General features: G+C 48.6%; 22 protein-coding genes and 1 tRNA gene. 16 read left to right on the top strand and 7 right to left on the bottom strand.

Annotated elements, in window-relative coordinates; all coding sequences use genetic code 11:
* Position 1 precedes the first annotated feature (1 nt).
* Complete coding sequence (locus tag CUJ83_RS07510; RefSeq protein ID WP_230741672.1) at positions 2-370, bottom strand: response regulator; 369 nt, start codon at positions 368-370, stop codon at positions 2-4.
* 457 nt (positions 371-827) lie between these two features.
* On the bottom strand, positions 828-1,469 hold the full coding sequence (locus CUJ83_RS07505; protein ID WP_230741671.1) for a MarC family protein: 642 nt from the start codon (positions 1,467-1,469) through the stop codon (positions 828-830).
* 275 nt (positions 1,470-1,744) lie between these two features.
* Between CUJ83_RS07505 and CUJ83_RS07500 the strand changes: the two genes are divergently transcribed.
* From CUJ83_RS07500 to CUJ83_RS07480, 5 genes are all read left to right on the top strand, one after another.
* Positions 1,745-2,137, top strand: coding sequence for a DUF2111 domain-containing protein (locus CUJ83_RS07500; RefSeq protein ID WP_230741670.1), 393 nt, complete (start codon positions 1,745-1,747; stop codon positions 2,135-2,137).
* Between the two features lie 50 nt (positions 2,138-2,187).
* A complete protein-coding gene (locus CUJ83_RS07495) occupies positions 2,188-2,568 on the top strand; it encodes a DUF2111 domain-containing protein (protein WP_230741669.1) in 381 nt (126 codons plus the stop codon).
* 56 nt (positions 2,569-2,624) lie between these two features.
* The gene (locus tag CUJ83_RS07490; protein WP_230741668.1) at positions 2,625-2,915 is read left to right on the top strand and encodes a ubiquitin-like small modifier protein 1; all 291 of its coding nucleotides are present in this window, start codon (positions 2,625-2,627) and stop codon (positions 2,913-2,915) included.
* A 542-nt stretch (positions 2,916-3,457) separates the two neighbouring features.
* On the top strand, positions 3,458-4,153 hold the full coding sequence (gene rpiA / locus CUJ83_RS07485; protein ID WP_230741667.1) for a ribose-5-phosphate isomerase RpiA: 696 nt from the start codon (positions 3,458-3,460) through the stop codon (positions 4,151-4,153).
* A gap of 152 nt (positions 4,154-4,305) precedes the next feature.
* Positions 4,306-4,412 (top strand) — tRNA-Met (locus tag CUJ83_RS07480).
* A gap of 374 nt (positions 4,413-4,786) precedes the next feature.
* On the opposite strand, the gene thiD is transcribed toward CUJ83_RS07480, so the two are convergent.
* The gene (gene thiD / locus CUJ83_RS07475; protein WP_230741666.1) at positions 4,787-5,560 is read right to left on the bottom strand and encodes a bifunctional hydroxymethylpyrimidine kinase/phosphomethylpyrimidine kinase; all 774 of its coding nucleotides are present in this window, start codon (positions 5,558-5,560) and stop codon (positions 4,787-4,789) included.
* Positions 5,561-5,652: 92 nt separating this feature from the next.
* Here thiD and CUJ83_RS07470 point away from each other — a divergent pair, with 92 nt between their 5' ends.
* Entirely contained in the window at positions 5,653-5,844 is a 192-nt protein-coding gene (locus CUJ83_RS07470) for a hypothetical protein (RefSeq protein WP_230741665.1), read from the top strand.
* Between the two features lie 4 nt (positions 5,845-5,848).
* Here CUJ83_RS07470 and CUJ83_RS07465 read toward each other — a convergent pair whose 3' ends face one another.
* Positions 5,849-6,583 carry an ABC transporter permease gene (locus CUJ83_RS07465; RefSeq protein WP_369423945.1) on the bottom strand — a complete coding sequence of 245 codons (735 nt, stop codon included), beginning with the start codon at positions 6,581-6,583 and terminating at the stop codon, positions 5,849-5,851.
* Between the two features lie 32 nt (positions 6,584-6,615).
* Positions 6,616-7,521 (bottom strand): ABC transporter ATP-binding protein, encoded by a 906-nt coding sequence (locus tag CUJ83_RS07460; protein ID WP_230741664.1) that lies wholly within the window; start codon positions 7,519-7,521, stop codon positions 6,616-6,618.
* A gap of 242 nt (positions 7,522-7,763) precedes the next feature.
* Between CUJ83_RS07460 and CUJ83_RS07455 the strand changes: the two genes are divergently transcribed.
* From CUJ83_RS07455 to CUJ83_RS07430, 6 genes are all read left to right on the top strand, one after another.
* Positions 7,764-9,167, top strand: a complete 1,404-nt coding sequence (locus CUJ83_RS07455; RefSeq protein WP_230741663.1) for an aspartate kinase — start codon at positions 7,764-7,766, stop codon at positions 9,165-9,167.
* Positions 9,168-9,925: 758 nt separating this feature from the next.
* Positions 9,926-10,951 carry a phosphoribosylformylglycinamidine cyclo-ligase gene (gene purM / locus CUJ83_RS07450; protein WP_230741662.1) on the top strand — a complete coding sequence of 342 codons (1,026 nt, stop codon included), beginning with the start codon at positions 9,926-9,928 and terminating at the stop codon, positions 10,949-10,951.
* 33 nt (positions 10,952-10,984) lie between these two features.
* Positions 10,985-11,554: a diacylglycerol/polyprenol kinase family protein gene (locus CUJ83_RS07445; RefSeq protein ID WP_230741661.1), complete on the top strand. Its 570-nt coding sequence runs from the start codon at positions 10,985-10,987 to the stop codon at positions 11,552-11,554.
* A 39-nt stretch (positions 11,555-11,593) separates the two neighbouring features.
* Complete coding sequence (locus CUJ83_RS07440) at positions 11,594-12,040, top strand: zinc ribbon domain-containing protein (RefSeq protein ID WP_230741660.1); 447 nt, start codon at positions 11,594-11,596, stop codon at positions 12,038-12,040.
* Positions 12,041-12,043: 3 nt separating this feature from the next.
* A complete protein-coding gene (locus CUJ83_RS07435) occupies positions 12,044-13,735 on the top strand; it encodes a dolichyl-diphosphooligosaccharide--protein glycosyltransferase subunit 1 (protein WP_230741659.1) in 1,692 nt (563 codons plus the stop codon).
* Complete coding sequence (locus tag CUJ83_RS07430; protein ID WP_230741658.1) at positions 13,732-15,000, top strand: radical SAM/SPASM domain-containing protein; 1,269 nt, start codon at positions 13,732-13,734, stop codon at positions 14,998-15,000. The genes CUJ83_RS07435 and CUJ83_RS07430 overlap by 4 nt, the downstream gene beginning before the upstream one ends.
* Here CUJ83_RS07430 and CUJ83_RS07425 read toward each other — a convergent pair.
* Positions 14,997-15,623: a hypothetical protein gene (locus CUJ83_RS07425; RefSeq protein ID WP_230741657.1), complete on the bottom strand. Its 627-nt coding sequence runs from the start codon at positions 15,621-15,623 to the stop codon at positions 14,997-14,999. The genes CUJ83_RS07430 and CUJ83_RS07425 overlap by 4 nt on opposite strands.
* A gap of 196 nt (positions 15,624-15,819) precedes the next feature.
* Between CUJ83_RS07425 and rqcH the strand changes: the two genes are divergently transcribed.
* Both rqcH and CUJ83_RS07415 read left to right on the top strand, forming a co-directional pair.
* Positions 15,820-17,814, top strand: coding sequence for a ribosome rescue protein RqcH (gene rqcH, locus CUJ83_RS07420; protein WP_230741656.1), 1,995 nt, complete (start codon positions 15,820-15,822; stop codon positions 17,812-17,814).
* Positions 17,811-18,863 (top strand): mRNA surveillance protein pelota, encoded by a 1,053-nt coding sequence (locus CUJ83_RS07415; protein WP_230741655.1) that lies wholly within the window; start codon positions 17,811-17,813, stop codon positions 18,861-18,863. The genes rqcH and CUJ83_RS07415 overlap by 4 nt, the downstream gene beginning before the upstream one ends.
* A gap of 58 nt (positions 18,864-18,921) precedes the next feature.
* Here CUJ83_RS07415 and mgtA read toward each other — a convergent pair whose 3' ends face one another.
* Positions 18,922-21,441 (bottom strand): magnesium-translocating P-type ATPase, encoded by a 2,520-nt coding sequence (mgtA, locus tag CUJ83_RS07410; RefSeq protein ID WP_230741654.1) that lies wholly within the window; start codon positions 21,439-21,441, stop codon positions 18,922-18,924.
* Between the two features lie 176 nt (positions 21,442-21,617).
* Here mgtA and CUJ83_RS07405 point away from each other — a divergent pair, with 176 nt between their 5' ends.
* Together CUJ83_RS07405 and CUJ83_RS07400 are read left to right on the top strand one after the other, a co-directional pair.
* Positions 21,618-22,250 (top strand): hypothetical protein, encoded by a 633-nt coding sequence (locus CUJ83_RS07405; protein ID WP_230741653.1) that lies wholly within the window; start codon positions 21,618-21,620, stop codon positions 22,248-22,250.
* A gap of 522 nt (positions 22,251-22,772) precedes the next feature.
* The gene (locus CUJ83_RS07400) at positions 22,773-23,951 is read left to right on the top strand and encodes a hypothetical protein (protein ID WP_230741652.1); all 1,179 of its coding nucleotides are present in this window, start codon (positions 22,773-22,775) and stop codon (positions 23,949-23,951) included.
* The last annotated feature ends 29 nt before the right edge of the window (positions 23,952-23,980 follow it).

Genomic DNA, 23,980 nt, shown 5'->3' with positions numbered 1-23,980 from the left:
TCTAGTTGCTGTTCGCGGCAACTTCGTCTATATTTTTTAAAAGGTCTCTAAGGGATATCGGCTTCTTTAGAAAACGGATCGCTCCGGCATCCTTTGCTTCTTTTTCCACTGCCTCGTCCGCGGAGACGAAAATGATCTTGATCCCGGGATTGTTTGTCAGTATATCCTTCGTGGTCTCGACACCGTTCTTTGTGGGCATCCTGTGGTCCATTATTATGACATCCGGTTTCACGTTCGAATTATTGTTCTTTTCGATAGCATCGACACCGTCATTTGCTATATACACTATATTATATCCTTTGGATGTCAGGGCTAATTTATATAGTCTTTGTAAATCTGGCTCATCATCAACTATAGCAATGTTAGTCATCTTTATGCCACCAGCAGCGCACCAGGGATCCTTTTAAAAGCACTGCCATTTGATCTTTTGTTCTTCAGATATCTTGAGCGTCAAATCTTCAGCGATTGTCGATCAGCCCGAAGCTGCCGGATAATACCTTTATGGACCGGGTTTATCATCATGATCATTTCATACTTTTAATTATTTTTCCAGTGGTCTTCTATCTTTTCCTATCTTATATACTCTATATTTTATTTTCTGATAAGGACTTCTTTAGTTCTTGCTTGATATTACGTTGGTTATAATTATAATATGTCCTGTTTTGTTATAAAATTATTATATGATATTTATCTGTCATCACTTTTAAACGTCTAACCTTATTTTTCTAGTATTATATTTAATTATTGCCGTACGGCATCCTGATAAATTTTATACAAGGGAAATAAAGTTTATTTATATAAATATGTAAAAAATTAAATATCAGGGTCTAAACGCTTATGCCCGTAAGCACCGGGAAGGCTATTATCAGCCCGTTCACCATCATCTCTATGGCGATCGTCGCCAGCACTATGCCCATGATCTTGGTCAGTACCCGCGAGCCATCCTTTTTGATGATATTAAACACAAGTTCCGAGTTTATCAGGATTATGAACGCGGCTCCCATGGCGATCAATATGGCGGCTATTATCGAGCCTTTTAGCACCGGGGTGGCTGCCTCGTTCATCAGTATCATCACGGTGCTCATCGCACCCGGGCCGGCTATGAGCGGTGTCGCCATAGGCGTAACGGCCACGCTTTCTCTTTCCTCGGACTCGTCTATCTTGGAGGCCGGGCTTTTCCCCATAAGCATATCGAATGCGATAGCGAGGAGCAGCAGGCCGCCGGCGACTCTCAGCGAGCTTAACGTGACGTTAAGAAGGTCAAAAACGATCTTTCCTATAAGCGCAAATACCAGCAGTATGGCTGTGGCGATCACCACTGATTTGATAATGGCGTGCTTCCTCTCAGCCGCGGTGAATTTAGAGGTAAGTGATATGAAAAGCGGGACATTACCGAATGGATTTACAATAACGAATATGCCTACCAGAGCATGTATGAACAATTTATCATTGAAAGCTATGTCCAGCATAAAGATACGAGATGGTCAAATATTATTATAAGTATTAAAAGCTTCCTATGCCACCGTAAATAGCATATTATTCTAATGATTATATATTATAATTATACGCGTCTGAACATGTATCATTCGAACATATGATAAAATAAAGAATATCAATGCGGTCCGGATTGATCCGGCTTTCGGCATCTGTTGTCTGGCGACTTATGATAATGGCCGGCGTCCTCTGGACATTATGTTTATTTTCTCGATAATATATTTATAATTTTTTTGTAGAGATGGATATAATGCGACTATTGACAATATCCCCTGACGTCCCCGGAATAGGGCTGGCATCTCTTGCCATGTGCTTGCATAATCTCATCGGCAGGATGCCAGTTATCATAAAAAGCAGGCTTGGAGAAGGTGTGATGGTAGAGGATGGTGCCGTCAACGACGGCGAGCAGCTATGCAATGAACTCGACTGCGCTTTATTCGATGACATGGGCGATGTGATACGTACTAATGTGAATATGGGAAAGCATACGGGTTTACCGATTTTCATTTCCCCTGTAAGGGACAGGGAGGGTAATAACGTAGCCGCGATAGGCATTATCGATACTTCAGGAATGCTGACCTTAAAAGAGTTCGTCGATGTAACAACTCGCGTGCGCATGCAATTACAGATGTGGCCCCCTTAGATTTATCCTGTTGCAAAAATATAATAGCTTCAGTCGCGTAAAGAATAATCATGGCTCAGATCACCATAACCCCGGATTCCACTGCAAACGACCTCATCGAGCTTGCCATGTGCATCCATTCGCTGTTCGGCAACCTGCCTGTGACAGCCAGGAGCAAGAATAAGCCCGGCCTGCGGATCGAGGATGGTGCCGTTATATCAAGAGATTATACCGGTCCGATACTGGAGCAATGCCTTGCTGAAAAGAAGCTTATAAAGACCGTACCGGCATCGGGGATCTATAAAGACATCCCTGTGATCGTCGCCCCGATACTTGTCGGAGGGGAGGCCATAGCGGCCGTAGGAGTGGTCGACGCGACAGGATCTCTCGAGATCAAGTCGATGATGGACCAGTACATGAAAGTGTATAAGCAGGTGGGCGGTCGGGAGTAACCGGCTGCCTGAGCATAATTTTTATAACCCTCCGCGTCAAAGTGGAATGCTGTTACATGGCTACTGTTACTGTTAAGATCAAGATAAAGCTGTTTGCGAACTTCCGGGAAGTCACGCGCAAGAAGGACATCGAGATCGATGTCGCCGGCGATACGATAAGGGACGTGATATCTTCCCTTATATCCGAATATCCTGGCCTCGGCCCCCTCATGCTGCAGGACGGCGAGATAAAGCCTTACGTCAACGTACTTCTGAACGGAAAGGATGTAAAGTCCGGCAAGGGCATGGCCGCGCAGATCAAAGAAGGCGACGAGCTCGCCATATTCCCGCCGGTATCAGGCGGCTGATCTTAAGATCGATCTTTAAAATATTTTGTACACAGCGACTAAAGTTTTTGCCGTACATGATCACTTTATCGAAGAATTACTGGCGTATTATTGATCATGCATACAACAAAGGTGAATATGGACTATTTTTTCACCACTAAGCGCTCTATGGGCTCGAAGGACCACTATTTTTCACCACTAAGCGCTCAACGGGCTCGAAGGTTCACAAAGGACTTTTTTTAGAAGATAATTATTATATACAAAAAATTTTGTGTACCTTACTCGCCTTTGAGCGCTTTGTGGTGAGAGCTAGTGTTCCCTTGTGCCCGTTGTGCGCTTTGTGGTGAGAGCTAGTGTTCCCTTGTGCTCGTTGTGCGCTTTGTGGTGAGAGCTAGTGGTCCATGTTCGCCTTCGTGCGCTTTGTGGTTAGCAATTTAGTGTGCCTTAGAGCCCTTTATGGTTAACTTGCGCGATCTTTTTTGTCGCCATTTATGAACCATTTTTCCTTAGTTTTTCACCGTAAATTTTTTCCATTTTAGGCCCTTCATTATCCCACGGGAATTATGAAGAATCTTTCAGGCAGTGAAGAGGCTAAAAGGAACGCGGCCGAAAAGGCATGCGAGCTTGTTACCGACGGCATGGTCGTCGGGCTGGGTACCGGGTCGACTACGGCCCACGCCATTAAATACCTTGGCAGAAAGGTCGTTGAGGACGGCCTTAAGATAAAAGGCGTGCCGACATCGTATGCGTCCGAGGCGCTCGCAATAGAATGCGGTATACCTCTGACGTCGCTCACGGAGAGCCCGGAGCTGGACATCGCCATCGATGGCGCCGATCAGGTTGACGCGGCCCTGAACGTCATTAAGGGCGGAGGCGCTGCCCACACGAGGGAAAAGATAGTTTCTATGTCGGCGGCTAAGTTCGTCGTTATTATCGACGATAAGAAATACACGGACGTTCTGGCCAGGTCTGTACCCATTGAGGTTATACCTTATGCGCGCAGGCTAGTCGAGAAAGAGCTTTCAAAACTTGGCGGGAAATGTACGGTCAGGAGCGGCACCGGCAAGGACGGGCCTGTCATATCGGATAACGGTAACATGATACTTGACTGCGAGTTCGGCAGGATCCTTGAGCCGGCGGCTTTAAGTGTTAAGCTGTCCCGGATACCCGGTCTGGTTGAGCACGGTATCTTTACCAATGCCAGCATGGTCTATATCGGCTATGAGGATAAGGTCGAAGTACGCTCAAGAAAAATGTGATCTTTGGGCGATATTGTTTGCCGGGGCGATGGAAGGCGAAATGCCTTTAATTAATCCTTTTTTTAATATTTATTCCGGCATTTATTCCGGCATTTATCCAGGCATAAACCACAAGAGTTATATCATAGTATGATATTTAGGATATGCAAAATGTCGGAGTGGCCTAGTCTGGTTAGGGCGTCAGACTCATAGGGTATTGTAAGAATACGCTATAACCTGAGACATCTGAAGGTCGCGGGTTCGGATCCCGCCTCCGACACTTATACCTTCTATTTTAAAAATAACTGTTTTTGTGTAATGATTTTCTAAATATAGTTCTATTTGATATTCCATGGTTATTCAGTTCACGCGGTTCGATGTTTGAATTATATTATAATCTATTGCTTTTTGGTTCACGCGGTTCGACGCTCGGCCTTCGGCCTCGCTACTCGGCTTTTAGGGTGCTTCGATGTCAGGGCCGGGCTTGCACCCCGCTCGCATGGCAGCTTCGCTGCATGCTCGCTCGCAAGCCCTAAGCGACGCCGACTGAGGCGGCGTCCATTACCCTGCCATCTACGCATCCCTTCGCTCGTTCGCTACACTCACTCGCTGCGGGCAGACCCTAAAAGCCTCGCCGAACGCGAAAAATTAAAATTAAAATAGTTTACCGCCGGGGTTGACCGGCCTTACTCCATGGCCAACGTCCATCGAGTTTGACACTGCGTCTTTTACAAATGCTTTTGCTTTCTCGCAGGCTTTTTCGACGGGCTCTCCTTTTGCGAGATATGCGGTGAGGGAGGCTGCGTATGTGCATCCTGTGCCGTGAGTGCCGCCTTTGACAAGTTCTCCCCTGAAGACCTTAAAATCGCCATTGTAAAGAATATCGATGCCGCCGAAGTGGCCGCCGGTGATGATGACGTTTTTTACTCCGAGGGCGTATATTTTTTCGCAGGCTTTTTTTGCGTCGTCTATGTCTTTTATCTCGAAACCGCACAGGACTGATGCCTCATAGGTGTTCGGGGTGACGGCTTCCGCGAGAGGGATGAGCTTGTTCTTTAGAGCGTCGACGGCGTCGGGGTTCAGGAGCCGGCCTCCGGATTCTGCGGCCATGACGGGGTCTATAACGACTTTCAGGCCGTACTGTTTGACCTTGCGGGCAACGCACTCTACGGTCTCTGCTTTTGAAAGCATGCCTGTCTTTGCGAAGATCACGTTGAAATCGCTCATGATCGAGTCTATCTGGCTCTCTGTGACCTCTGCGGGGACATCGTATACTCCCTGGACGCCCAGGGTGTTCTGCGAAGTTATCGCGGTGATGGCGCAGGTGCCGTGGACTCCGAGGGCCTGGAAGGTCTTGAGGTCCGCCTGGATCCCGGCGCCTCCGCCGGAGTCCGAACCGGCTATGGTCATGGCAACGATATGGCTCATGAGAGGTAGAATGTATAAATGGTTAATAAGACTTTCCGGGACAAACCAAAAGTTTATACGACTTTAAATCTACTTTATATAGTTGGTCATATATGCGCGTGAATGACAGAGTTGTACTCCTGCGTGAGCTAAAGGGCTCACTTGGGGGCGACGTGATACCCGAAGGCTCCGAAGGGGTCATCCTCTATAAGATCACCGGCAGCGGCCGGAACACATTCGAGGTGGATTTCGGGAGTTACGGGGTAGCTATCTGCGAAAAGAATGACATCGAGATCGTTCGATAATGATTCATTGAATAAGCCTTTTCTTCATAAGTACCGTGGATAGCGCATAGAATATCAGCGTGAACACTATCATCCAGGATATATCCAGCAAGAACGACGGGTTGTGTTCTCCCAGCGCAGCGGACCGTATAATATTTACTGCATGCGTCAGCGGCAGCCACCATGAAATATCCTTGACTATCGGGGGCAGATTTTCTATCGGGAAGAAAACCCCTGACAGGAGGAACATCGGCGAGACCAGCAGTGTGAAATAATAGTTGAACGAGTCTATCGTCGGCACTATCGAAGTAAAGAACATGCTCAGGGAAGAAAACATCAACCCTACGATAATGATCGTCGGTATGATTATTACGGCCGACTCTAAACTGATGAGGCCAAGGGCTAGGATAACGATAAAGATGCATATGCCGCTGATCAGGCTTTTTGTAGCGCCCCACAATATTTCTCCGAGCACGATGTCCTCGACCATGAGCGGTGTGCAAAGGATGGCGTCAAAGGTCTTTTGAAATATCATCCTCACGAACGTCGAGTACGTGCATTCGTATGACGCTGCGAACATCGCCGACGACGATAGTATGCCCGGTGCAAGGAACTGAGCGTAACTGACGCCGTTTATCTCCCCGACAAAAATCCCCAGGCCGTATCCAAGCGCAAGTATGAAAAGTAAAGGCTCGGCAAAATAAGGCAGGATGCTGGACAGCGCGAACTTTTTAAAGACATCCCTGTTCCTTGACCAGATATGCCTCGCCCTGAGCGTGGGAAGCTCTATTTTTATTTCAGACCCCTCCCTGTAAGCTTTAAGAACACGTCCTCGAGCGTGGCGCGCCTCACGCTATGCTTTGCGCTGGTGGCCGCCTCGCACATTCTCCTGAGGACGTTCGCGTCGTTCCCGTAGATGTATAACCTGCTCCCTACCTGCTCTATGCTGCCCGGTATCGTCTTGCTTATCTCATTTGCGGACTCCTTGTCCGGGGCATAAAGCTCGCAGACATTGGTGCCGATGATCTTCTCGATCAGCTCCTTAGGCGAGCCGTATTCCAGTATTTTTCCGTCGAACATCAAAGCGAGCCTATCGCATAGCTCCTCAGCCTCGTCCATGTAGTGCGTTGTGAGGATGATCGTCTTGCCTTCGGACTTTAGTCTGATGACCGTATCCCAGATTTGCCTCCGGGCCTGCGGGTCCAGCCCTGTCGTAGGCTCGTCGAGGATCAAAATCTCAGGGTCGTTCACAAGCGCCCTGGCGACTATCAGCTTTCGCTTCATCCCGCCCGAAAGTTCGTCCACGCGCGTATCTCTTTTACTGGTAAGGTCAAAAAAGCCGAGAAGCTTATCTATCCGCTTTTTTGCCACGCCTTTTGAAATATCAAAGTACCGGGAATATATCGCAAGGTTCTCAAAGATAGTAAGGTCCCTGTCCAGGTTATCTTCCTGCGTCGCGACCCCTATGACACTTTTTATCTTTCTGGCGTCAGTCTTTACGCTCATATTATTGACGACAATATCGCCGCTGCCTACCGGCGAGCGGCAGCTTATCATTTTCATTACTGTGGTCTTCCCCGCGCCGTTGGGCCCCAGAAAGCCAAAGCATTCCGTGCGCTCTATTGAAAAGTTGATGTTGTCGACGGCCCGAAGGCCATTATAAGTCTTTGTGAGGTCAGTCCCTACCACGATCGCCATCAAATAAATTTATTTATTTTTTAATATATATTCTATTTTCTAAATTCATACAGGTGATCAGTATTAAAATCGCCTCATATTTTCGGGATATTAAAGCACAAGTTCCAACTAGCCCAATATTTTTCTTCAAAAGGTTTTTTATGAATTTTCCTGTCAACCAGCAAGACCTTATATGCGTAATTTTCTTATATAATCTAACTCAAAACTAGGCGCAATAGTGGTCACCATAGACAGTGGTATAAATGAAGATCGTGATGAAGTTCGGAGGAACCTCGGTCGGCGACGGTTCCAGGATAAAAAATGTCGCAAAGCTCGTCAAAAAGTACTATGACGAAGGGAACGATGTCATCGTAGTCGCATCGGCTATGACCGGTATCACCGATAAGCTCTACGAAATGGCGCAGATCTCGAGCGAGACCTGCAACACCATAGATTTCGAGAGCCACTTTAACGAGATCATCAGCAGGCATGAGCTCGCAATTAAGGACGCTATCGACGATGAGGCCATACGCAACGAGGTCTCGGGTGAGATCAACCAGAGGCTGTCCGAACTAAAGAACGCGCTCATCGGCGTCTGCTATCTCGGCGAGCTTACGAACAGGTCTCTCGCTTACATATATTCATACGGGGAGCGCATGTGCGTACCCATCATCAGCGGCGCGATAAGGTCCCTCGGTGTTAAGTCGAGGTTCTTTGCCGGAGGGGAAGCAGGCCTGATAACCGACAGCAGGTATGAGAGCGCGAAACCCGACAAAAGCTGTGACACGAAGATCAAAGAGAAACTTCTTCCGCTTCTCCGGGATAACATGATCCCCGTGGTGACCGGTTTCGTAGCGTCCAACGAGAAGGGTATCATAACCGTGCTGGGAAGAGGCGGGTCAGATTACAGCGCTTCCATAATAGGCGCGGCGATAGACGCGGACGAGATATGGATCTACACCGACGTCAACGGTATCATGACGACCGACCCGAGGATAGTTCCCGAGGCAAGGACGCTTCCTGTCGTTACATATCTTGAGGCCATGGAACTGTCATACTTCGGCGCTAAAGTGCTTCACCCGAAGACGATAGAGCCAGCCGTGAAGAAGGGCATACCGGTAAGGGTGCTTAACACGTTCCAGCCCGATCACCCCGGAACAATGGTCGTGATGAACAACGACGCTGAAAAGAACAGCCTCGTAAAGGCAGTCACGATGATAAAGAACATCTCTCTCATAAATATCAGCGGCGCGTCGATGTCCGGCACCCCCGGCATCGCCGGAAGGATATTCACCGCGCTGGGCAAAGGCGAGGTCAATATCATAATGATCAGCCAGGCTTCGAGCGAGTTCAACGTCTCGATCGCCATTGACGGCCTGCAGGCAAATTCTGCTATAAATTCTTTAAGGGCCGAGTTTAACGACGACATCGTGAAAGATATCACGTGTAACAACAACGTGTGTGTTGTCGCTGTCGTAGGGGAGGGAATGGCGGGCTCGCCCGGCGTGGCAGGCCAGGTATTCACATCTCTTGGCAAAGAGGGCATTAATATAAGGATGATCAGCCAGGGCTCTTCGGAGGCTAACATATCCTTCGTCGTTAACAGGGACGACGCCCAGAAGGCAGTAAGAGTGCTCCACCAGGAATTCGCATTAGATAAGTTTTAAGTGACGAAGGCTTTGGACACCTGTCCGAAGCTTTAATTTTCTGTTTTTTGTCCATCTAAAAATTATTATACTGGCTGCTATATACTTCTATTTTAACAAAACCCTATGCATGCGTTAGCATCTCCGGGGATGAAGGTGATAGAAGAATGCCAGTCTGCTCTCAATGTAAGTTTTATGTACCGAAGGATGGAAAGAGTGGGGAATGCTCGAACACGGGGACGATAATACCCTCAGACAACGATACGGCTCGTTGCCCGATACGGATGTTCATACCGAAATCTTGAGGCGATAAGTTCTCTGCCTCGTATGTTCATCGGTCAAGTTAACCACTAAGGGCTCGAAGGTACACTAAGTTGTTAACCACGAAGTGCACGAAGGCGAGTAAGGTACACTAAGTTGTTAACCACGAAGCGCACGAAGGCGAGTAAGGTACACTAAGTTGTTAACCACGAAGCGCACGAAGGCGAGTAAGGTACACTAAGTTGTTAACCACGAAGCGCACGAAGGCGAGTAAGGTACACAAAATTTTTTTTAGTATATGATCATCTTCTTAAAAAGGTCCTTTGTGTTCCTTGTTCGCCTTTGTGCGCTTTGTGGTTAGCAGTTTTGTGTTCCTTGTTCGCCTTTGTGGTAAATAGAATATCGAAACGATCAATTAATGATGATGAGGCATACCAGGTGCTACTAAATTTAATTCTATAAGTAACTTCAAGACTAAGAGTAACTTTTATTTATCTTTCGGGGCTTATCTCTCCATCATGGAAGAAGATACGGGAAATAAGGGACCTCAGAAAGGCCTGACCTATGCGGAAGCAGGCGTGGATGTCACAAAGCTCGAAGGAATAAAATCGGGCATCATTAAAGGGCTCACCTACAAGCGCACCGGGTTCGGGCAGCCGATGGGAGAGTCCGGCCACTATGCCGGTCTCATTGACATGGGAGACTACGCACTGGCGATCACCACTGACGGCGTAGGCACAAAGCTGATCATAGCCGACATCATGGAAAAATGGGATACGGTCGGTATCGACTGTATCGCGATGAACGTGAACGATCTTTATGTTATGGGTATCGAGCCTCTGGCGTTCGTCGATTATATCTCAATTGAAAAGCCAAACGAAGAGCTGATAAGCCAGGTCATCAAAGGCCTTAACGAAGGCGCAAGACAGGCGAACATCTCTATAGTGGGCGGGGAGACCGCGTCTCTGCCGGACATAATCAAAGGGTTCGACCTCGCCGGCACCTGCGTGGGCGTCGTAGAAAAGGATAAGATCATCACCGGAGAAAAGGTCGAGGTCGGAGATGTCATCATAGGCTTCCCGTCCAACGGCGTACACTCTAACGGATATAGCCTTGTCAGGAAGGTCGTACAGGACGCCGGACTGAAATATTCTGACCCGTTCCCGTACAATAATAATGTTACGATAGGCGAAGAATTGTTAAAGCCGACACGTATCTACTCTGAGGTCGTAGGTATCTTCAAGAGGTTCAACGTCAAGGGCATGGCCCATGTCACCGGCGGAGGCCTAAACAACTTAAAGCGCATCACGAAGCTTGGATTCGACTTCCATGACCCGCTGCCGGTACAGGACGTGTTCACATTCATCCAGGAAGAGGGTGGCATAGACGACAGGGAGATGTACCGTACCTTTAACATGGGTATGGGCTACTTGATGATCACCTCGAAGGACGAGGCCGGCCCGATCGTCAAGATGACTGACGGTAAGATCGTAGGATCGGTCGTGGAGAGCGGCTGTACGATACGCGGCATTAACCTGTGGTAGCCCTGTAGCTACCCTTTTTGCCGGGATATGGGTATGGAAGCGTTTCATATCATCGAGCCCAGGAAACTGGTGCATATCTCCGGCACGGCTTTTGTTTTCATCGCCCTTTATTCGGCATATATCTCGATCGCGCTCATATCGCTGGGACTGGCCGTTTTTATCGCGCTTGAGCTAGCGAAGCGTTATGTCAAAAAAGAGTATCTATCAATCCTTTATCGCGACGGGGAGATGAAAGGATGTGCGTTCGAGCCTTTTCTTTATCTTGTCTCCATAGCCGGGCTGCTAGTCATTTCCTTGTACTATGCGCCAGAAGTTTGTTATGCAAGTATCATAGTGCTGACGCTGGGTGACGGGGTCGCAAGTACGATGGGAAAGAAGTTCGGCAGGCGTAAATTGCCATATACAAAAAAGACGCTGGCGGGGACAGTTTCAGGCATTATCGTTTCATCGGCTGTCGGGTATTTTTTTGTAGGGCCTCTCATTTTTATCGGCTCTATCGCAGGCATGATCACAGAGGCATACGCAGGTAAGCTGGAAAATCTCTGGATACCTGTCGCCGCGTTTTTATCGATGGCACTAATTAAAGCCCTGTGGGCCTCATAGACAAAAAATCTATAGTCATGCCGGATAATATAAAAATTTGTGAAACAAAAAACCATCATGTTGATACTCGCCAGCCTGGGCATTATCGCCATAAGCCTTCCTGTATGGTTCATCACAATCATGGCTGTCATAGCGGGGCGAGGCTGGTCCGTGGCGACAGGCCTTGTAGGGCTTGCCATGCTGGGAGCGGCGGCTTTCGTGGGGTATATGGCATATTCGGCTTTAATGGAAGAAAAAATGGAGGATGCCAGGTACCATAATATGGAAAGGCAGGTGCTGGCCATGGCGAAGAAGAACAAAGGCAGCGTCACCGTCGCAGACCTGATCAACGTCGGCTTCGAGTCGAGCCAGGCGGAGATGGTGCTCGACAGGATGGCCCGGAAAGGCATTTGCGAGATAAACCTTGAGGCGACCGAGCATACGGGCATCATAACCTATTCGTTCCCCGAGCTCATACCTTTCGGATTGGAGAAACAGATAGAATAAGGAATGGACATGTCGTCGGATTTTAAAAAAGCGCTTTGCATCACGTTCATCGCGATCATCATATTATCAATGACACCTGTGGCATCGGCCGAGGAATACCGGTGGCAGGTCAATAACCAGCACGTCCTGCTTGACGTTAATACGACTGGCGTCGTCTACATGGAATACCGTATAGACGCTGACATCGTGAAGGGTGTCTGGAACGAGGTATGGATACCTCTGACGACATCAAACCAGAAAGTCTATTATGTGGAGGACGGCAGCAGCAAAAGGCATGACTTCAGGGTAGAAGGCGGCCAGATAAAGATACAGGACTTTAACCTGAGGCCCGGCGATAACGTTAAGCTTAACATCTATTCTTCGCTCTACCCGTTCGTTTATCAGGCGGACCGGGAAGGGTATGATATTGTCACTTTCATCCCCGTCTGGTGGGACATGTACATCGATGATACCAGGGTCAAGATATACCTTCCCGAAGGCGTGAGCAAGGATGAAGTGCTCACCGGCAAGCGTGAATATGATAATACAATGATAGAGAACGGTCAGCTTGCCGTTTATTTCGAGGAGAAAAATCTCGCGCCGAACCAGAAGTTCGAGGTGGCGGTGGCATTCCCCGATAAATACATGCAGCCCGGAGCTGTCTTTGGTAAGGCCGAGCCCACGGCAGAGCCGTACTTCCCCGGCGTCACGCCGTTTTTCTTCGAAGATGTCTGCGGATGCATCTGCCCGATGTTATTCTTCTTCGGGATATTCATGATAATCATATTCGCAGGGGCTTCCACAAAACGTAACCCGTATAGTTCACCTGTAGTAAAAATGGATGGGATCGGCGTCAACAAGGAACTTGACCCTGCGGAAGCCGCGACGCTGCTTCGTATCGACCCAAAAAGAGTATTGACCATAATCATGTTCCAGCTGATGAAAAAGGGCAACATCAAGCTTATCTCTACTGACCCTATCAGGCTCGAACTTGTATCCAAAAAGGGCTTGAAATATTATGAAAAGCTATTCGTAGAGTCCATCGTCGACGACAGGCTTGACGAGGCTAAACTTCTGGAGTGCTTCAAGGTCATAGCCCGCCGTGTGGTTGATAAGACAAGGCCTTACTGCAGAAGGGACACCGAGGTATATTACCGGCAGAAGATATACACCGCATGGGACGAGATCAAAGCGGTAGAGACGCCGGAGTTAAAACTCGAAAAATATGACTCTAACATGATGTGGCTGCTCGCTGACGAGGAGTTCAAGGAAAAGACAAAAGAGTATGTTTCCGATGCGCCCGGAAGCGATACTTACCGCGTGCCACCGTATTACTGGTGGTACCCGTATTACTGGGGACTTCCGCGTCCCTACGAGTACAGGGTCCCGACGAGAGGCGAAGAAGCGGCGAAGCCCGTTCCCACTCCTACGCCCGAAGTGCCGAGGCCGACAGACAGGACCACCGCGACGGTAGAGAATTTCGCGAACTCGATCAGTAATTCTGTCGAATCGTTTTCCGCCGGCGTCGTAGCTAACGTTGAAAGGTTCATCGGGGTGAGGAAAGAGGCTAATGCGCCGCCGCCCACTTCAAATATCAGAGGCTCGTACGCAGCGCCTACCGGAAGGACTTCATGCGCCTGCGTATCCTGCGCCTGTGCATGCGTATCCTGTGCGTGTGCGTGTGCATGTGCCGGCGGCGGAGGAGGATGTACATGATAAAGACAAGGATAGACGGCTCAAGGCTGCACCTGAGAGAAGAGAAGGACGGCACCGGACTGCTGATAGTGAACGCTTCCTATATCCTTTACCTTGACCGCATCGGGACTGACTTCATGAGATATTATATGAAGTATAACGAAAAGCCCCCGCTTGTCGGAAGCATCAAGGATAACGTGCTGCTTCGCATCATGATGAAATACAAAGTCAGTAAGGAACGAGCCAGCGCCGACTATGAGCGCCTCCAGAGCATCATGTGGGGAGTCGCCGAGGATAACGCATGTCCTTTCTCATGTTACGACGTCAAGATGAAGGAGCCTGAGCATCAGCTTTTGAAAGCACCGCTGAGGATAGACCTTGCCATAACTTACAGGTGTAACAATAATTGCGGACACTGCTATGTCGGCGGCCCGAAAACGACGAAGGAATTGACCACTGACGAGTGGAAGAAGATCATTAAGAAGTGCGTCGACTTCGAGGTCCCTAATCTCGTTTTTACCGGCGGGGAAGCGCTGATGCGCGACGACCTCGAGGAACTTATCATATATGCCGAGAAGCTTGGCGCCGTCACAGGACTTATCACTAACGGAAGGCTGCTCACTCCAGAGCGCGTGGATTCGCTGAATAAGGCCGGGCTTGACTATGTGCAGATCACTATCGAGTCGCCGGACCCGAAGATACATAACGAGATGTGCGGGGCGAACGCGTTCAAGGAGACGGTGGCAGGCATAAAGAACGTCGTCAGCAAGGTATATACGACCACTAATACCACGATCACGGAGAAGAATAAGGATACTATACTCGACCTGATACCGTTCCTGAACAGCCTCGGCATAAAGAAGTTCGGCATCAACGCCATCATAAGGGCGAACAGAGGAGTAGAGACTGAAGGTGTCCCGGTCGATGAGCTGAAAGTGCTTTTACCCGACATCATCGATACAGCCGAAGCTCACAGCATGGAGTTCATATGGTATACGCCGACAAGGTATCACCATATTAACCCGATAGAGATGGGCCTGGGGATAAAAGCGTGCTCCGCGGCCAGGCTTACTCTTGCTGTAGAGCCGGACGGCAGCGTTTTACCGTGCCAGTCTTATTTTAAGCCTATGGGGAACGCGCTGACGGACGACCTTGAAAAGATATGGGAATGTGACCTGGCGAAAAAGCTGAGGGAGCATGGTTTCGCGCCTGATAAATGCAGGAACTGCGTACAGTTCCAGTATTGCGGCGGAGGGTGTCCGCTGGACCTGCAGTGCGGATTTTAGTATTGTTGAGGCCACTGGAACGCCGGGCTGTATTCCGGCCACACCGGCCATAGCGGGTTAACGCCACCCTGTTTTGAGAATATGAACGGTAATACCTGCATCAGTGCCCTGAGAATGTAAGGCCAGTCAGTTTCAGGCTGCTCATAGACCGGCGGGTATTGAATTGCGGGTGTACCTGCAGACGGATATCTTACCGGCACTGTAGGAGCAGGCGTCGTCACGTTCTTTTCGCCCGGTTGAGGTGAAGGCACTCCGGGCATCATTGGCGGATAGCCTTCTGCAGGGTATCCCATAGGTATCCCCTGCGGCATCCTGTATCCTTGAGACATATACCTGTGCTGCTCCGTATGCTGCTCCGGAGGGCTTACGGGCATCATTTCGGGCGGAGGCTGTGTCATGTTCATTCCGGGAAATCCCTGCGGCGCTGTTTTAGCCGCTTCTGATGACGGAGCAGTGCTTCTGGCCCCTCCTGCTATGCCTCTGATGCCTGTCTTCTCGCTGACGCCTTTGCTCTGGTCTATAGTACGGCCAGGGAAGAATGCGGAAATATAACCTGAAACAAATAAAGCGATAATAGCTATGACAGCTAATATTATGGCAATAAGGGCTAACGTTTTCAACAAGTCCCGGGACATAAGCCCACCTCAAAATAAAATTTCGGCCTCAATGAAAATAAAGGTGAGGACAACAAAAAGCGATTCTTGAAATATGCGAAGCCTTCGATGCTAAAGTTTATTTATCAGCACATTCTTTTGTTACAAGAAAATCAAATTCATCGCTTTATACTTTTTAAAAAAATCATTAGGGTAAGTGTATCAAATGAAAGAAGAAATGACAAGCGTCGACGTTTACACAGTCGTAAAAGAGATGCAGTTCCTGATCGACGCCAAGCTGGAGAAAGCATACCAGCACACGGCCGACGAGATCCGCCTGAAGGTCCAGGAATTCAAGACAGGCAAGTACGACCTCATTGCCGAAGCAGGTAAAAGGTTCCATATCACGGAACACCCCCGGGAATCCCCGAAGCTGCCGCCGGCGTTCCCCATGATGCTGAGAAAATACATGATGGGAGGGCGTATCACCAGACTGGAGCAGCACGCTTTCGACCGTATCTTAGAGATAGACGTGACCAGGGGAGGGGTGAAAAACACCCTTGTGGTGGAGCTATTCAACAGGGGCAACGTCATACTTTTAGACGACCAGAGGCGCATCATGATGCCCCTCAAGTCCCTTAAGATGAGGGACAGGGACGTTGTCAGGGGCGAACAGTACGAGTTCCCGCCCGCACAGCTAAGCCCCTTCGAGCTCACCGTAGAGAGGCTGTCCCAATTATTCTCGGATTCCGATAAGGACGTCGTAAGGACGATCGCCACCCAGACCAACATCGGCGGCATGTACGCGGAAGAGGCTTGCCTGAAGGCAGGCATCGATAAGAACAAGGAAGCCAGGACGCTGGTCGAAAGCGAGATAAGGCTGCTGTTGAGCGCTATCCAGGCACTGTTCAGGCCGCTGGCAGACGGGACGTACAGGGCATATATCGTTCAGGAAAACGGAAAGGATATTGACGTCCTGCCTTTAGAGCTGAAAAAATATGAAAACCATCAAAAAGTGTACTTCGAATCTTTCAACAAGGCGCTCGACGCATACTACAGTAAGCAGGTAGCTACCGAGGTAAAGGCAGCGATAGTCGAAAAGAAAGAGGAGAAGCTCAATGTCTTTGAGAGGCGTTTAAGGCAGCAGGAAGATGCCATCAAGAAGTTCGAGAAGGATGAAAAGGAGAACGTCAGGAAAGGCGAGGTCATATACGCCGAATACCCGAAGGTGGAAGAGGTCCTCAAGGTCATTAAAGGGGCAAGGGAAAAAGGCTACTCCTGGGATGACATCCGTAAGATACTGAAAGATGCTAAAAAGACCGGCAACGCTGCCGCATCGATGATACAGGCCATAGACTCCGCGACCGGAACGCTGACCGTGAACATCCCTGAAGCCACTGTAAACCTTAATATCAACCTGACGGTGCCGCAAAACGCGCAGGTCTATTATGAAAAGGCCAAGAAGGTACAGTCCAAGAAAGAAGGCGCGCTGAAGGCCATCGAGCAAACGAAGAAGCTTATAGCAAAGGCACAGCCCCAGGAAAAAGCGGCTAACCACAAGAAGGTAACGGTCCAGCGCCGTAAGCCGAGATGGTACGAGAGGTTCAGGTGGTTCTACACGTCGGACGGCTTCTTAGTGATCGCCGGCAGAGACGCGGACACTAATGAAGAGGTCGTCAAGAAGTACATGGAGAACAAGGACATATTCTTCCATGCACAGGCACACGGAGCACCTATCACGGTGGTAAAGACGGAAGGAAAGCAGGTGACCGAGCAGGCGTTGAACGAGGTCGCACAGTTCGCGGTATCATATTCATCGGTATGGAAAGCGAAACAGTATTCGGGAGACTGCTACTGGGTAAAGCCCGAGCAGGTATCGAAGACCCCGGAATCGGGTGAATATGTCGCGAAGGGTGCATTTATTATACGCGGCGAAAGAAACTATTTCAACGACGTGCAGGTAAGGGCGGCGGTCGGCATAAGGGTGGACGAGACCGGATATTACATTATAGGCGGGCCGGTCGATTCGGTAAAGTCCAGGGCGAAGTATCATGTTACAATAGAGCCCGGAGAGTACAACCAGGACGACATGGCCAAAAAAATATACCGCTACTTTGTCGACAAAGCCAGTGAGGAAGACGCGAAGGTCATCAGGCAGATAGCGTCGCCTGACAAAATATCCCCGTTCATGCCCGCAGGAGAGTCGAGGATAATACAATGAAGGTCAACAAGCAGGAACTGAAGGGACACCAGGGCGAAATATCGCTGACGCCCGAGTCGCTGGACGATCTCTGGCACTTAAAGTACATTATAGAGCCCCATGACCTTGTGTTCGCTATGACATTCAGGGCGGTTGACGCGGTCTCCGATAAGATAAGGCCTGACAAGATAGAGAAAAAGCTGGTGAGGCTCGGCGTTGACGTCGAGACCGTGGAATTCCACAAGTTCTCAAACAGGCTCAGGATAAAAGGCACTATAGTCTCTGATCTTGACACTGGCGCATATCATACTATCAACATAGAGCCGTTCAACGAGCTATCCATAGTAAAATACTGGAAGAACGACCAGCTAGAGCGTGTACATGAGGCGGTCGAGGCTGCAAAGCGCCCCGAGGTCGTCATAGCCACGATAGAGGAAGGCGAAGCCGTGATCGGCAACGTCAGACAGTACGGAGTCGAGGAAGTATCCAGGATAAGGCAATCATCCTCCGGAAAACGCGAAGGCACCGACGCCAGAGGGGATTTCTTCGGCGAAGTGGCATCCCAGTTAAAATATGCGGAAAAAGCCCAGACCATAGTGGTCGCCGGGCCCGGCTTTATCAAGGACGATTTCGTGAAGTTCCTCAAGAGCAACTACAAAGAGGTCGCAGAAAAGGTCGTCGTCGAAGACACTTCCTCGATAGGCTCATCCGGCTTCCAGGAAGTCCTGAGGAGAGGCGCTTTACAGAGATTGATAGAAGAGACCAGGATCACCCGCGAGGCCACCTATATCGAAAGCCTCATGGCAGAGATCGCGAAGGACGGCAAGGCCGCATACGGGTATAATGAGACTAAAAAGGCAGTAGATTTCGGCGCTGTGGAGACTTTATTGATAGCGGATGAGACCTTACGTAACTTCCGCGAGAAAGGTATGTCCGACGTCGAGGAAATGATGCGGAGCGTGGAATACTCCAGGGGTAAAGTGGTCGTATTCTCCACCGAGTTCGAGCCGGGCCAGAGGCTTGAAAAGCTTGGCGGGATAGCAGCGCTGCTAAGGTTCCCGATGGCGTAAGTTTTGCTTTTTAAAAATAGTTCAGGAAAGGTGTTACTAACCCCTCTTATTCAGATACTCAATATTTTACCATCTTATAGAAAAGCCTCTTTGTGACTTCAGCCATTATGACGTATGCAAGGACTATCAGCCCTAACACTAAAATGAAGGACGGCGGAAGAGGCTTAAAACCAAATATAGGCGCAAGAGGCGTATACGGGAACAACAGCGTCGCGGCGATAACGAATAATGTAGATAAGAACAAATATCGCCCAGGCCTGCTCATAAAGAAAGGCTTTCTGGTCCTTATCACCAGCACGATCATGGTCGCGGAGACGATCGACTCGAGGAACCACCCTGTACGGAACTGGTCCATAGAGGCGTTCATTATCAAAATAAGCACTCCGAACGTGAGAAAGTCAAATACGGAGCTCAGGATGCCGAAGGTGATCATGAACTTTTTTATGAACCCGATATCCCATCTGCGCGGGACATCAACCATTTCCGGGTCTACGTTGTCGGCAGCGATCGTCATTTCGGGGAGGTCCGTCATCAGATTGGTCAATAATATCTGTTTCGGCAGCAGCGGGAGGAACGGCAGGATCAGCGACGCTCCCGCCATGCTGAACATGTTACCGAAATTCGCGCTTGTGGCCATGAAAACATATTTCAGGGTGTTGACGAACGTCACCCTCCCTTCCTTTACCCCCTCGACAAGCACACCGAGGTCTTTTTCCAGAAGAACTATACTTGCGGCATCCTTGGCCACATCGACCGCGCTTTCCACCGAAATGCTGACGTCGGCGACGTGAAGGGCGGGGCCGTCGTTGATGCCGTCTCCGATGTAGCCGACGACATTCCCCGCTTTTTTCATCGCCAGTATGATCCTCTCTTTTTGGTTAGGCTCTACCTCTGCAAAAACATCTGCACTGGCTGCTATGTTTATGAGGGCATCATCACCTGTCATAGCTATTTCCGGCCCGGCGACTATCTTTGCCGATCCAAGGCCGATCTCCCTGCTTAAGCTTGCCGCGACAAGACGGTTATCCCCTGTTATGATCTTTAAAGAAACACCCAGCTCTTTCAGCTCTTTAATGATGTCGGCTATATCTGGCTTCGGAGGGTCGTATAGCACGAGCGTTCCGAGGAATGTCATTCCTTTCTCGTCATCCCTGGTAATGTGCCGGCCGGAAACCTCACGATATGCAATACCCAGCGTACGATATCCCTGACCGCTCAGGTCCGTGAACTGTCTTTCCAGTGCATCAGAGACCTTATCGATCTCGATAATACTGCCGTCAGGGCTTTCTGCCAGATCGCAGGCCTCGAGCACGTTCTTCATCGCGCCTTTTGTTATCATGATGTTCTTTTCACATGTGGATAGGAGCACACTCAGCCTTTTACGAAAAAAATCATAGGGTACTTCATCGACCTTATCATAGCCGGTGATGTCAAATTCTGAATACGACCTCAGCGCTTCATCTATGGGGCTGGCGTAGCCCGTCTCATATACCGCATTAAGGTAGGCGTAAAAAAGCACTTTTTTATTTTCCGCGCCCTGGATGTCGACAGCGGAATGCACTTTTATGATACCTTCCGTTATTGTGCCTGTCTTGTCCGAGCAAAGCACGTTCATGCTTCCAAAGTTCTCTATCGACGATAATTGCTTGACTATGACGCTCTTTGAAGCCATTCTCTTTGCGCCTCTCGCCAGGTTTATGCTTATTATGGCGGGTAATAGCTGAGGCGTAAGGCCGACGGCCAGCGCCAGGGCAAAAATGAACGATTCAAGGACCGGCCTTACAAGATATACGTTGATAGCGAAAATGGCGATTATGAGAAAAAGCGTGACTTCCATGAGCAGGTACCCGAACTGCTTTACGCCTCTTTCGAATTCAGGCTCCGGGGGCTTTAATCCTATCCTCTCCGTGATCCTGCCGAACTCCGTCTCCTTTCCTGTCCTGAAAACGAGCGCCTTTCCGGAACCGCTCACGGCATGCGTTCCCATGAACACTACGTTTGTCCTTTTACTCAGGGGGGTATTCGGCGGAAGGGTCCCCGGCATTTTTTCGACGGGAAACGTCTCCCCGGTAAGCACAGCTTCATTTACGAAAAGGTCCTTCGACTCAAGGATCATACAATCGCCGGGAACGGCGCTTCCTGCGGAAAGCAGTACGATGTCGCCCTTAACCACATCGTCGAACCATATCTCCCTGCTTATGCCGTCCCTGATGACCGTGACCTTTACCTTTACCATTTCCATGAGCCTGTTTACGGCGTTCGTGGCATCCAGCTCCTGCCAAAAACCAAGCAGGCCGCTTACCAGGACTATGATCATTATTATTATGGCGTCCGTAGGGTCTTTGAGAAATAATGATAGTGCGGCTGCAAAAAGCAATATGATTATTATGGGGCTTTTAAACTGCGCAAGAAATAATTTTAAAACGTTAAAGCTTCTCTTCGGCCTCAGGACATTAGGTCCGCTGTCTCTTAGCCGGCGCCCGGCGTCTTCGCTGTCAAGGCCGTCCTGTGACGTATTAAGAAGCTTAAACGACTCTTCCGGGGATAAGCTCCAGAAAGCTTTCTGCTCCGGGCTCATAGTATTGTCTCTAACATTATTATTATTATATTTATTATATTTAATTTTTAGAGGTGATAAAAGAATTTTTTAGGTCTTTAATATGGGTTATTTTTAATAAAGATTAATCGATGAACTACAATTCGTAGAAACATTAATCTTTTTACCCTATCTTTATCTTTATAAGTAGATAAAAAATGAGCCTGATAAAAGACATCCAGGATATCTTAAAAAAGGATTGGAAATTACTATTAGCTGTCAACATATTTTATTTCGGGCTGGTGATCATAGGCGCTCTGATAGCGCTATCGTCCCCCGACCTTCAGCTCATGCTTCTCACGCAGACGGGCGAAAGTTTCAGCGAGGGCCCGCTTAGCGCAGTAGGCGAAGCGTACCAGTCGGGCGATGTGCTCCGGGCAGCAGGAGTGACACTTATCACGAACTTTTTCCTCGGCACCTTAGCAGTGATCACAATACCTTCACTGATATTTCCGATATGGGCCCCTATCATGGGCGCAATAAGGGCGCTGATGTGGGGTATCATGCTGATAATCCCTGTCGAAGGTGTCCTGCCTTTAAAGAACCTGATTCCTCATTATCTTACAATATTGCTTGAAGGCGAGGCATATGTAGTAGCCATATTCGCATGCGTCAGGCAGATCAAAGCCCTGGTATGGCCGAAAGATTTCGGGGAAGAGTCCCGGCTAAAAGCGTATTTGATATCTATACTGGATAACGCCAAACTTCTTGTAGTCGTCATATTGCTGTTGACGATAGCAGCACTGTACGAGGCATGGGAAGTCCAGTACTTTGCCGGCATTCTAAATTGAACTTTACTGCTCTTCAGTTTTGGGATTTTTTTGTGTTTCTGTATTTCTGTGAAATCAGTCGTCTGCCTGCCATCCGTCAGGAACAGCATAAAAATCACTGATTCATATCTAAAAGAGGGTGGGAAAAAGGGCCACCCATCCCCTCCTTATGACCCTTTTTCTAAGGCAGACACAACTATTACCGAACATTTTCCTGGTGGTGATACCGGGGCTTCTCCAGTCTCTGAGTAAGGTATAGCACCGGGGGGATCCGGGTTTCGAAAGGAGTTTTTCATGGAAGTTTATCGGGAACGATCCGGTAGCTTACCCTGCTGTTCTGCATGTTATTATTACTTTTATCAAATATATAATTATTATTTTAGCTACGAATCATTTCGTAGCCTTAAAATCAAAAACGAATGAAAAAGAAAAATTATCGATAATATTTTATTAAATAAGTTCTATACCGCTTACGGCCCTTACCTATAGTAATTATTAAGATATGAGGAATTTATATAGCTTATTACGATTCGAGGGTAAGAGATGGTGAGAGAAAACGATATTCTGGATAGTCTTAAGAATAGGTTAGAGTTCTCACTTTATAATAATCGAATAGTCAGTAAAGGAAAGAACATCATAGATTCAAGGGAGCGGTACGAGGAATTATTACACAGCAAGATATCCCGCTACTCGCTGCCGAAAATGTCCATGTTCTATTCTAACAGCAAGTTCAAGACAAGCATCTACAGGGCGGCTGAGCCCTCGCCATGCCTCGACGAGATATTATACAAATACGAGTACCTTATCCCTTACGGGAAAGAGTACTGGTTCGCCATATTCACGTCTCTCGATAAAAAGAAGCCGATGCAGCTTGTATCGTCCTTCGGCAGAAGAAATACGAGAAAATCGATAATAGACGACATCGAGCTTAACGGGCTTAACTCTAACACTGGCGAGCTTAACACCGGGGCTTTCGTATGGTGCTATGACGGTAAAAAGAAGCTTGCTGTCCCGGCGGTAGAGACAAAGACTATCGCGACAGGAAATTCGATATGCTCTACGGGTAACGGCTTTGATATGTCTATCTCCGGCACTGTGCCTGAATACCGTGTCAGCATAGACAGCGATCAGATAAAATGCGACTTTAAGGTCAAAAAGCCCTTGAAAGGCTATGATGAAGAGATCCTTAACGAGATGAAGATGGGATTGAACTATCAGGTCTATAACCTTTATTATGACTTTGAGGGCACTTTAAACGATAAGGAGTACGAGGGCAGGTGCTACCTGCAAAAAGTCATTCTATCGACGCCCCTGGTGCCCTGGAACTGGTCCAGGCTGATGTTCAAGGACGGCTCATACTTCGTCTTTTTCAAGCCGTACTTCGGAAGTAAGGACATCTATTATGCGCTGCGTAACAAAGGGATGTTCTACTCGGCGGAGCACGACCGGCTGTTCTGGATAAATAACATAGACGTGAAAAACGATTCGCGCATGGTGAACTGGAAGTTCAGGAGCGAGTGCGATGGCTATTCGCTTAATGTGGCCGTAAAAGCATATTCGCACCATAAGTTCAGCTTCAAGCATGGCGGCACTTTCAATTATAACGAGTTCCTTGTCAACGTTAAGAAGTTTGATTTCCAGGCCGAAGGAATAAAAACCAATATAAAAAAGCTTGGAATCGGGGCCGGAATGGTGGAAGACGCCACAGGGCTACTTATTTAGGCTAAGCAAGCGCTTGCTTACCTCTAATA

The organism is Methanooceanicella nereidis (genome assembly GCF_021023085.1).
GTDB classification, from domain to species: Archaea; Halobacteriota; Methanocellia; order Methanocellales; family Methanocellaceae; genus Methanooceanicella; species Methanooceanicella nereidis.
This window is presented reverse-complemented; position numbering and strand designations above follow the sequence as displayed.

Excerpts from the sequence above, each read along its gene's own strand:
- CUJ83_RS07400 (WP_230741652.1), top strand. The coding sequence starts at position 22,773 with ATGGTGAGAGAAAACGATATTCTGGATAGTCTTAAGAATAGGTTAGAG.
- CUJ83_RS07455 (WP_230741663.1), top strand. The coding sequence starts at position 7,764 with ATGAAGATCGTGATGAAGTTCGGAGGAACCTCGGTCGGCGACGGTTCC.
- thiD (WP_230741666.1), bottom strand. The coding sequence starts at position 5,560 with ATGAGCCATATCGTTGCCATGACCATAGCCGGTTCGGACTCCGGCGGA.
- CUJ83_RS07435 (WP_230741659.1), top strand. The coding sequence starts at position 12,044 with ATGGACATGTCGTCGGATTTTAAAAAAGCGCTTTGCATCACGTTCATC.
- CUJ83_RS07505 (WP_230741671.1), bottom strand. The coding sequence starts at position 1,469 with ATGCTGGACATAGCTTTCAATGATAAATTGTTCATACATGCTCTGGTA.
- CUJ83_RS07445 (WP_230741661.1), top strand. The coding sequence starts at position 10,985 with ATGGAAGCGTTTCATATCATCGAGCCCAGGAAACTGGTGCATATCTCC.
- CUJ83_RS07430 (WP_230741658.1), top strand. The coding sequence starts at position 13,732 with ATGATAAAGACAAGGATAGACGGCTCAAGGCTGCACCTGAGAGAAGAG.
- CUJ83_RS07495 (WP_230741669.1), top strand. The coding sequence starts at position 2,188 with ATGGCTCAGATCACCATAACCCCGGATTCCACTGCAAACGACCTCATC.
- rpiA (WP_230741667.1), top strand. The coding sequence starts at position 3,458 with ATGAAGAATCTTTCAGGCAGTGAAGAGGCTAAAAGGAACGCGGCCGAA.
- purM (WP_230741662.1), top strand. The coding sequence starts at position 9,926 with ATGGAAGAAGATACGGGAAATAAGGGACCTCAGAAAGGCCTGACCTAT.
- rqcH (WP_230741656.1), top strand. The coding sequence starts at position 15,820 with ATGAAAGAAGAAATGACAAGCGTCGACGTTTACACAGTCGTAAAAGAG.
- CUJ83_RS07405 (WP_230741653.1), top strand. The coding sequence starts at position 21,618 with ATGAGCCTGATAAAAGACATCCAGGATATCTTAAAAAAGGATTGGAAA.
- CUJ83_RS07510 (WP_230741672.1), bottom strand. The coding sequence starts at position 370 with ATGACTAACATTGCTATAGTTGATGATGAGCCAGATTTACAAAGACTA.
- CUJ83_RS07470 (WP_230741665.1), top strand. The coding sequence starts at position 5,653 with ATGCGCGTGAATGACAGAGTTGTACTCCTGCGTGAGCTAAAGGGCTCA.
- CUJ83_RS07460 (WP_230741664.1), bottom strand. The coding sequence starts at position 7,521 with ATGGCGATCGTGGTAGGGACTGACCTCACAAAGACTTATAATGGCCTT.
- mgtA (WP_230741654.1), bottom strand. The coding sequence starts at position 21,441 with ATGAGCCCGGAGCAGAAAGCTTTCTGGAGCTTATCCCCGGAAGAGTCG.
- CUJ83_RS07500 (WP_230741670.1), top strand. The coding sequence starts at position 1,745 with ATGCGACTATTGACAATATCCCCTGACGTCCCCGGAATAGGGCTGGCA.
- CUJ83_RS07415 (WP_230741655.1), top strand. The coding sequence starts at position 17,811 with ATGAAGGTCAACAAGCAGGAACTGAAGGGACACCAGGGCGAAATATCG.
- CUJ83_RS07490 (WP_230741668.1), top strand. The coding sequence starts at position 2,625 with ATGGCTACTGTTACTGTTAAGATCAAGATAAAGCTGTTTGCGAACTTC.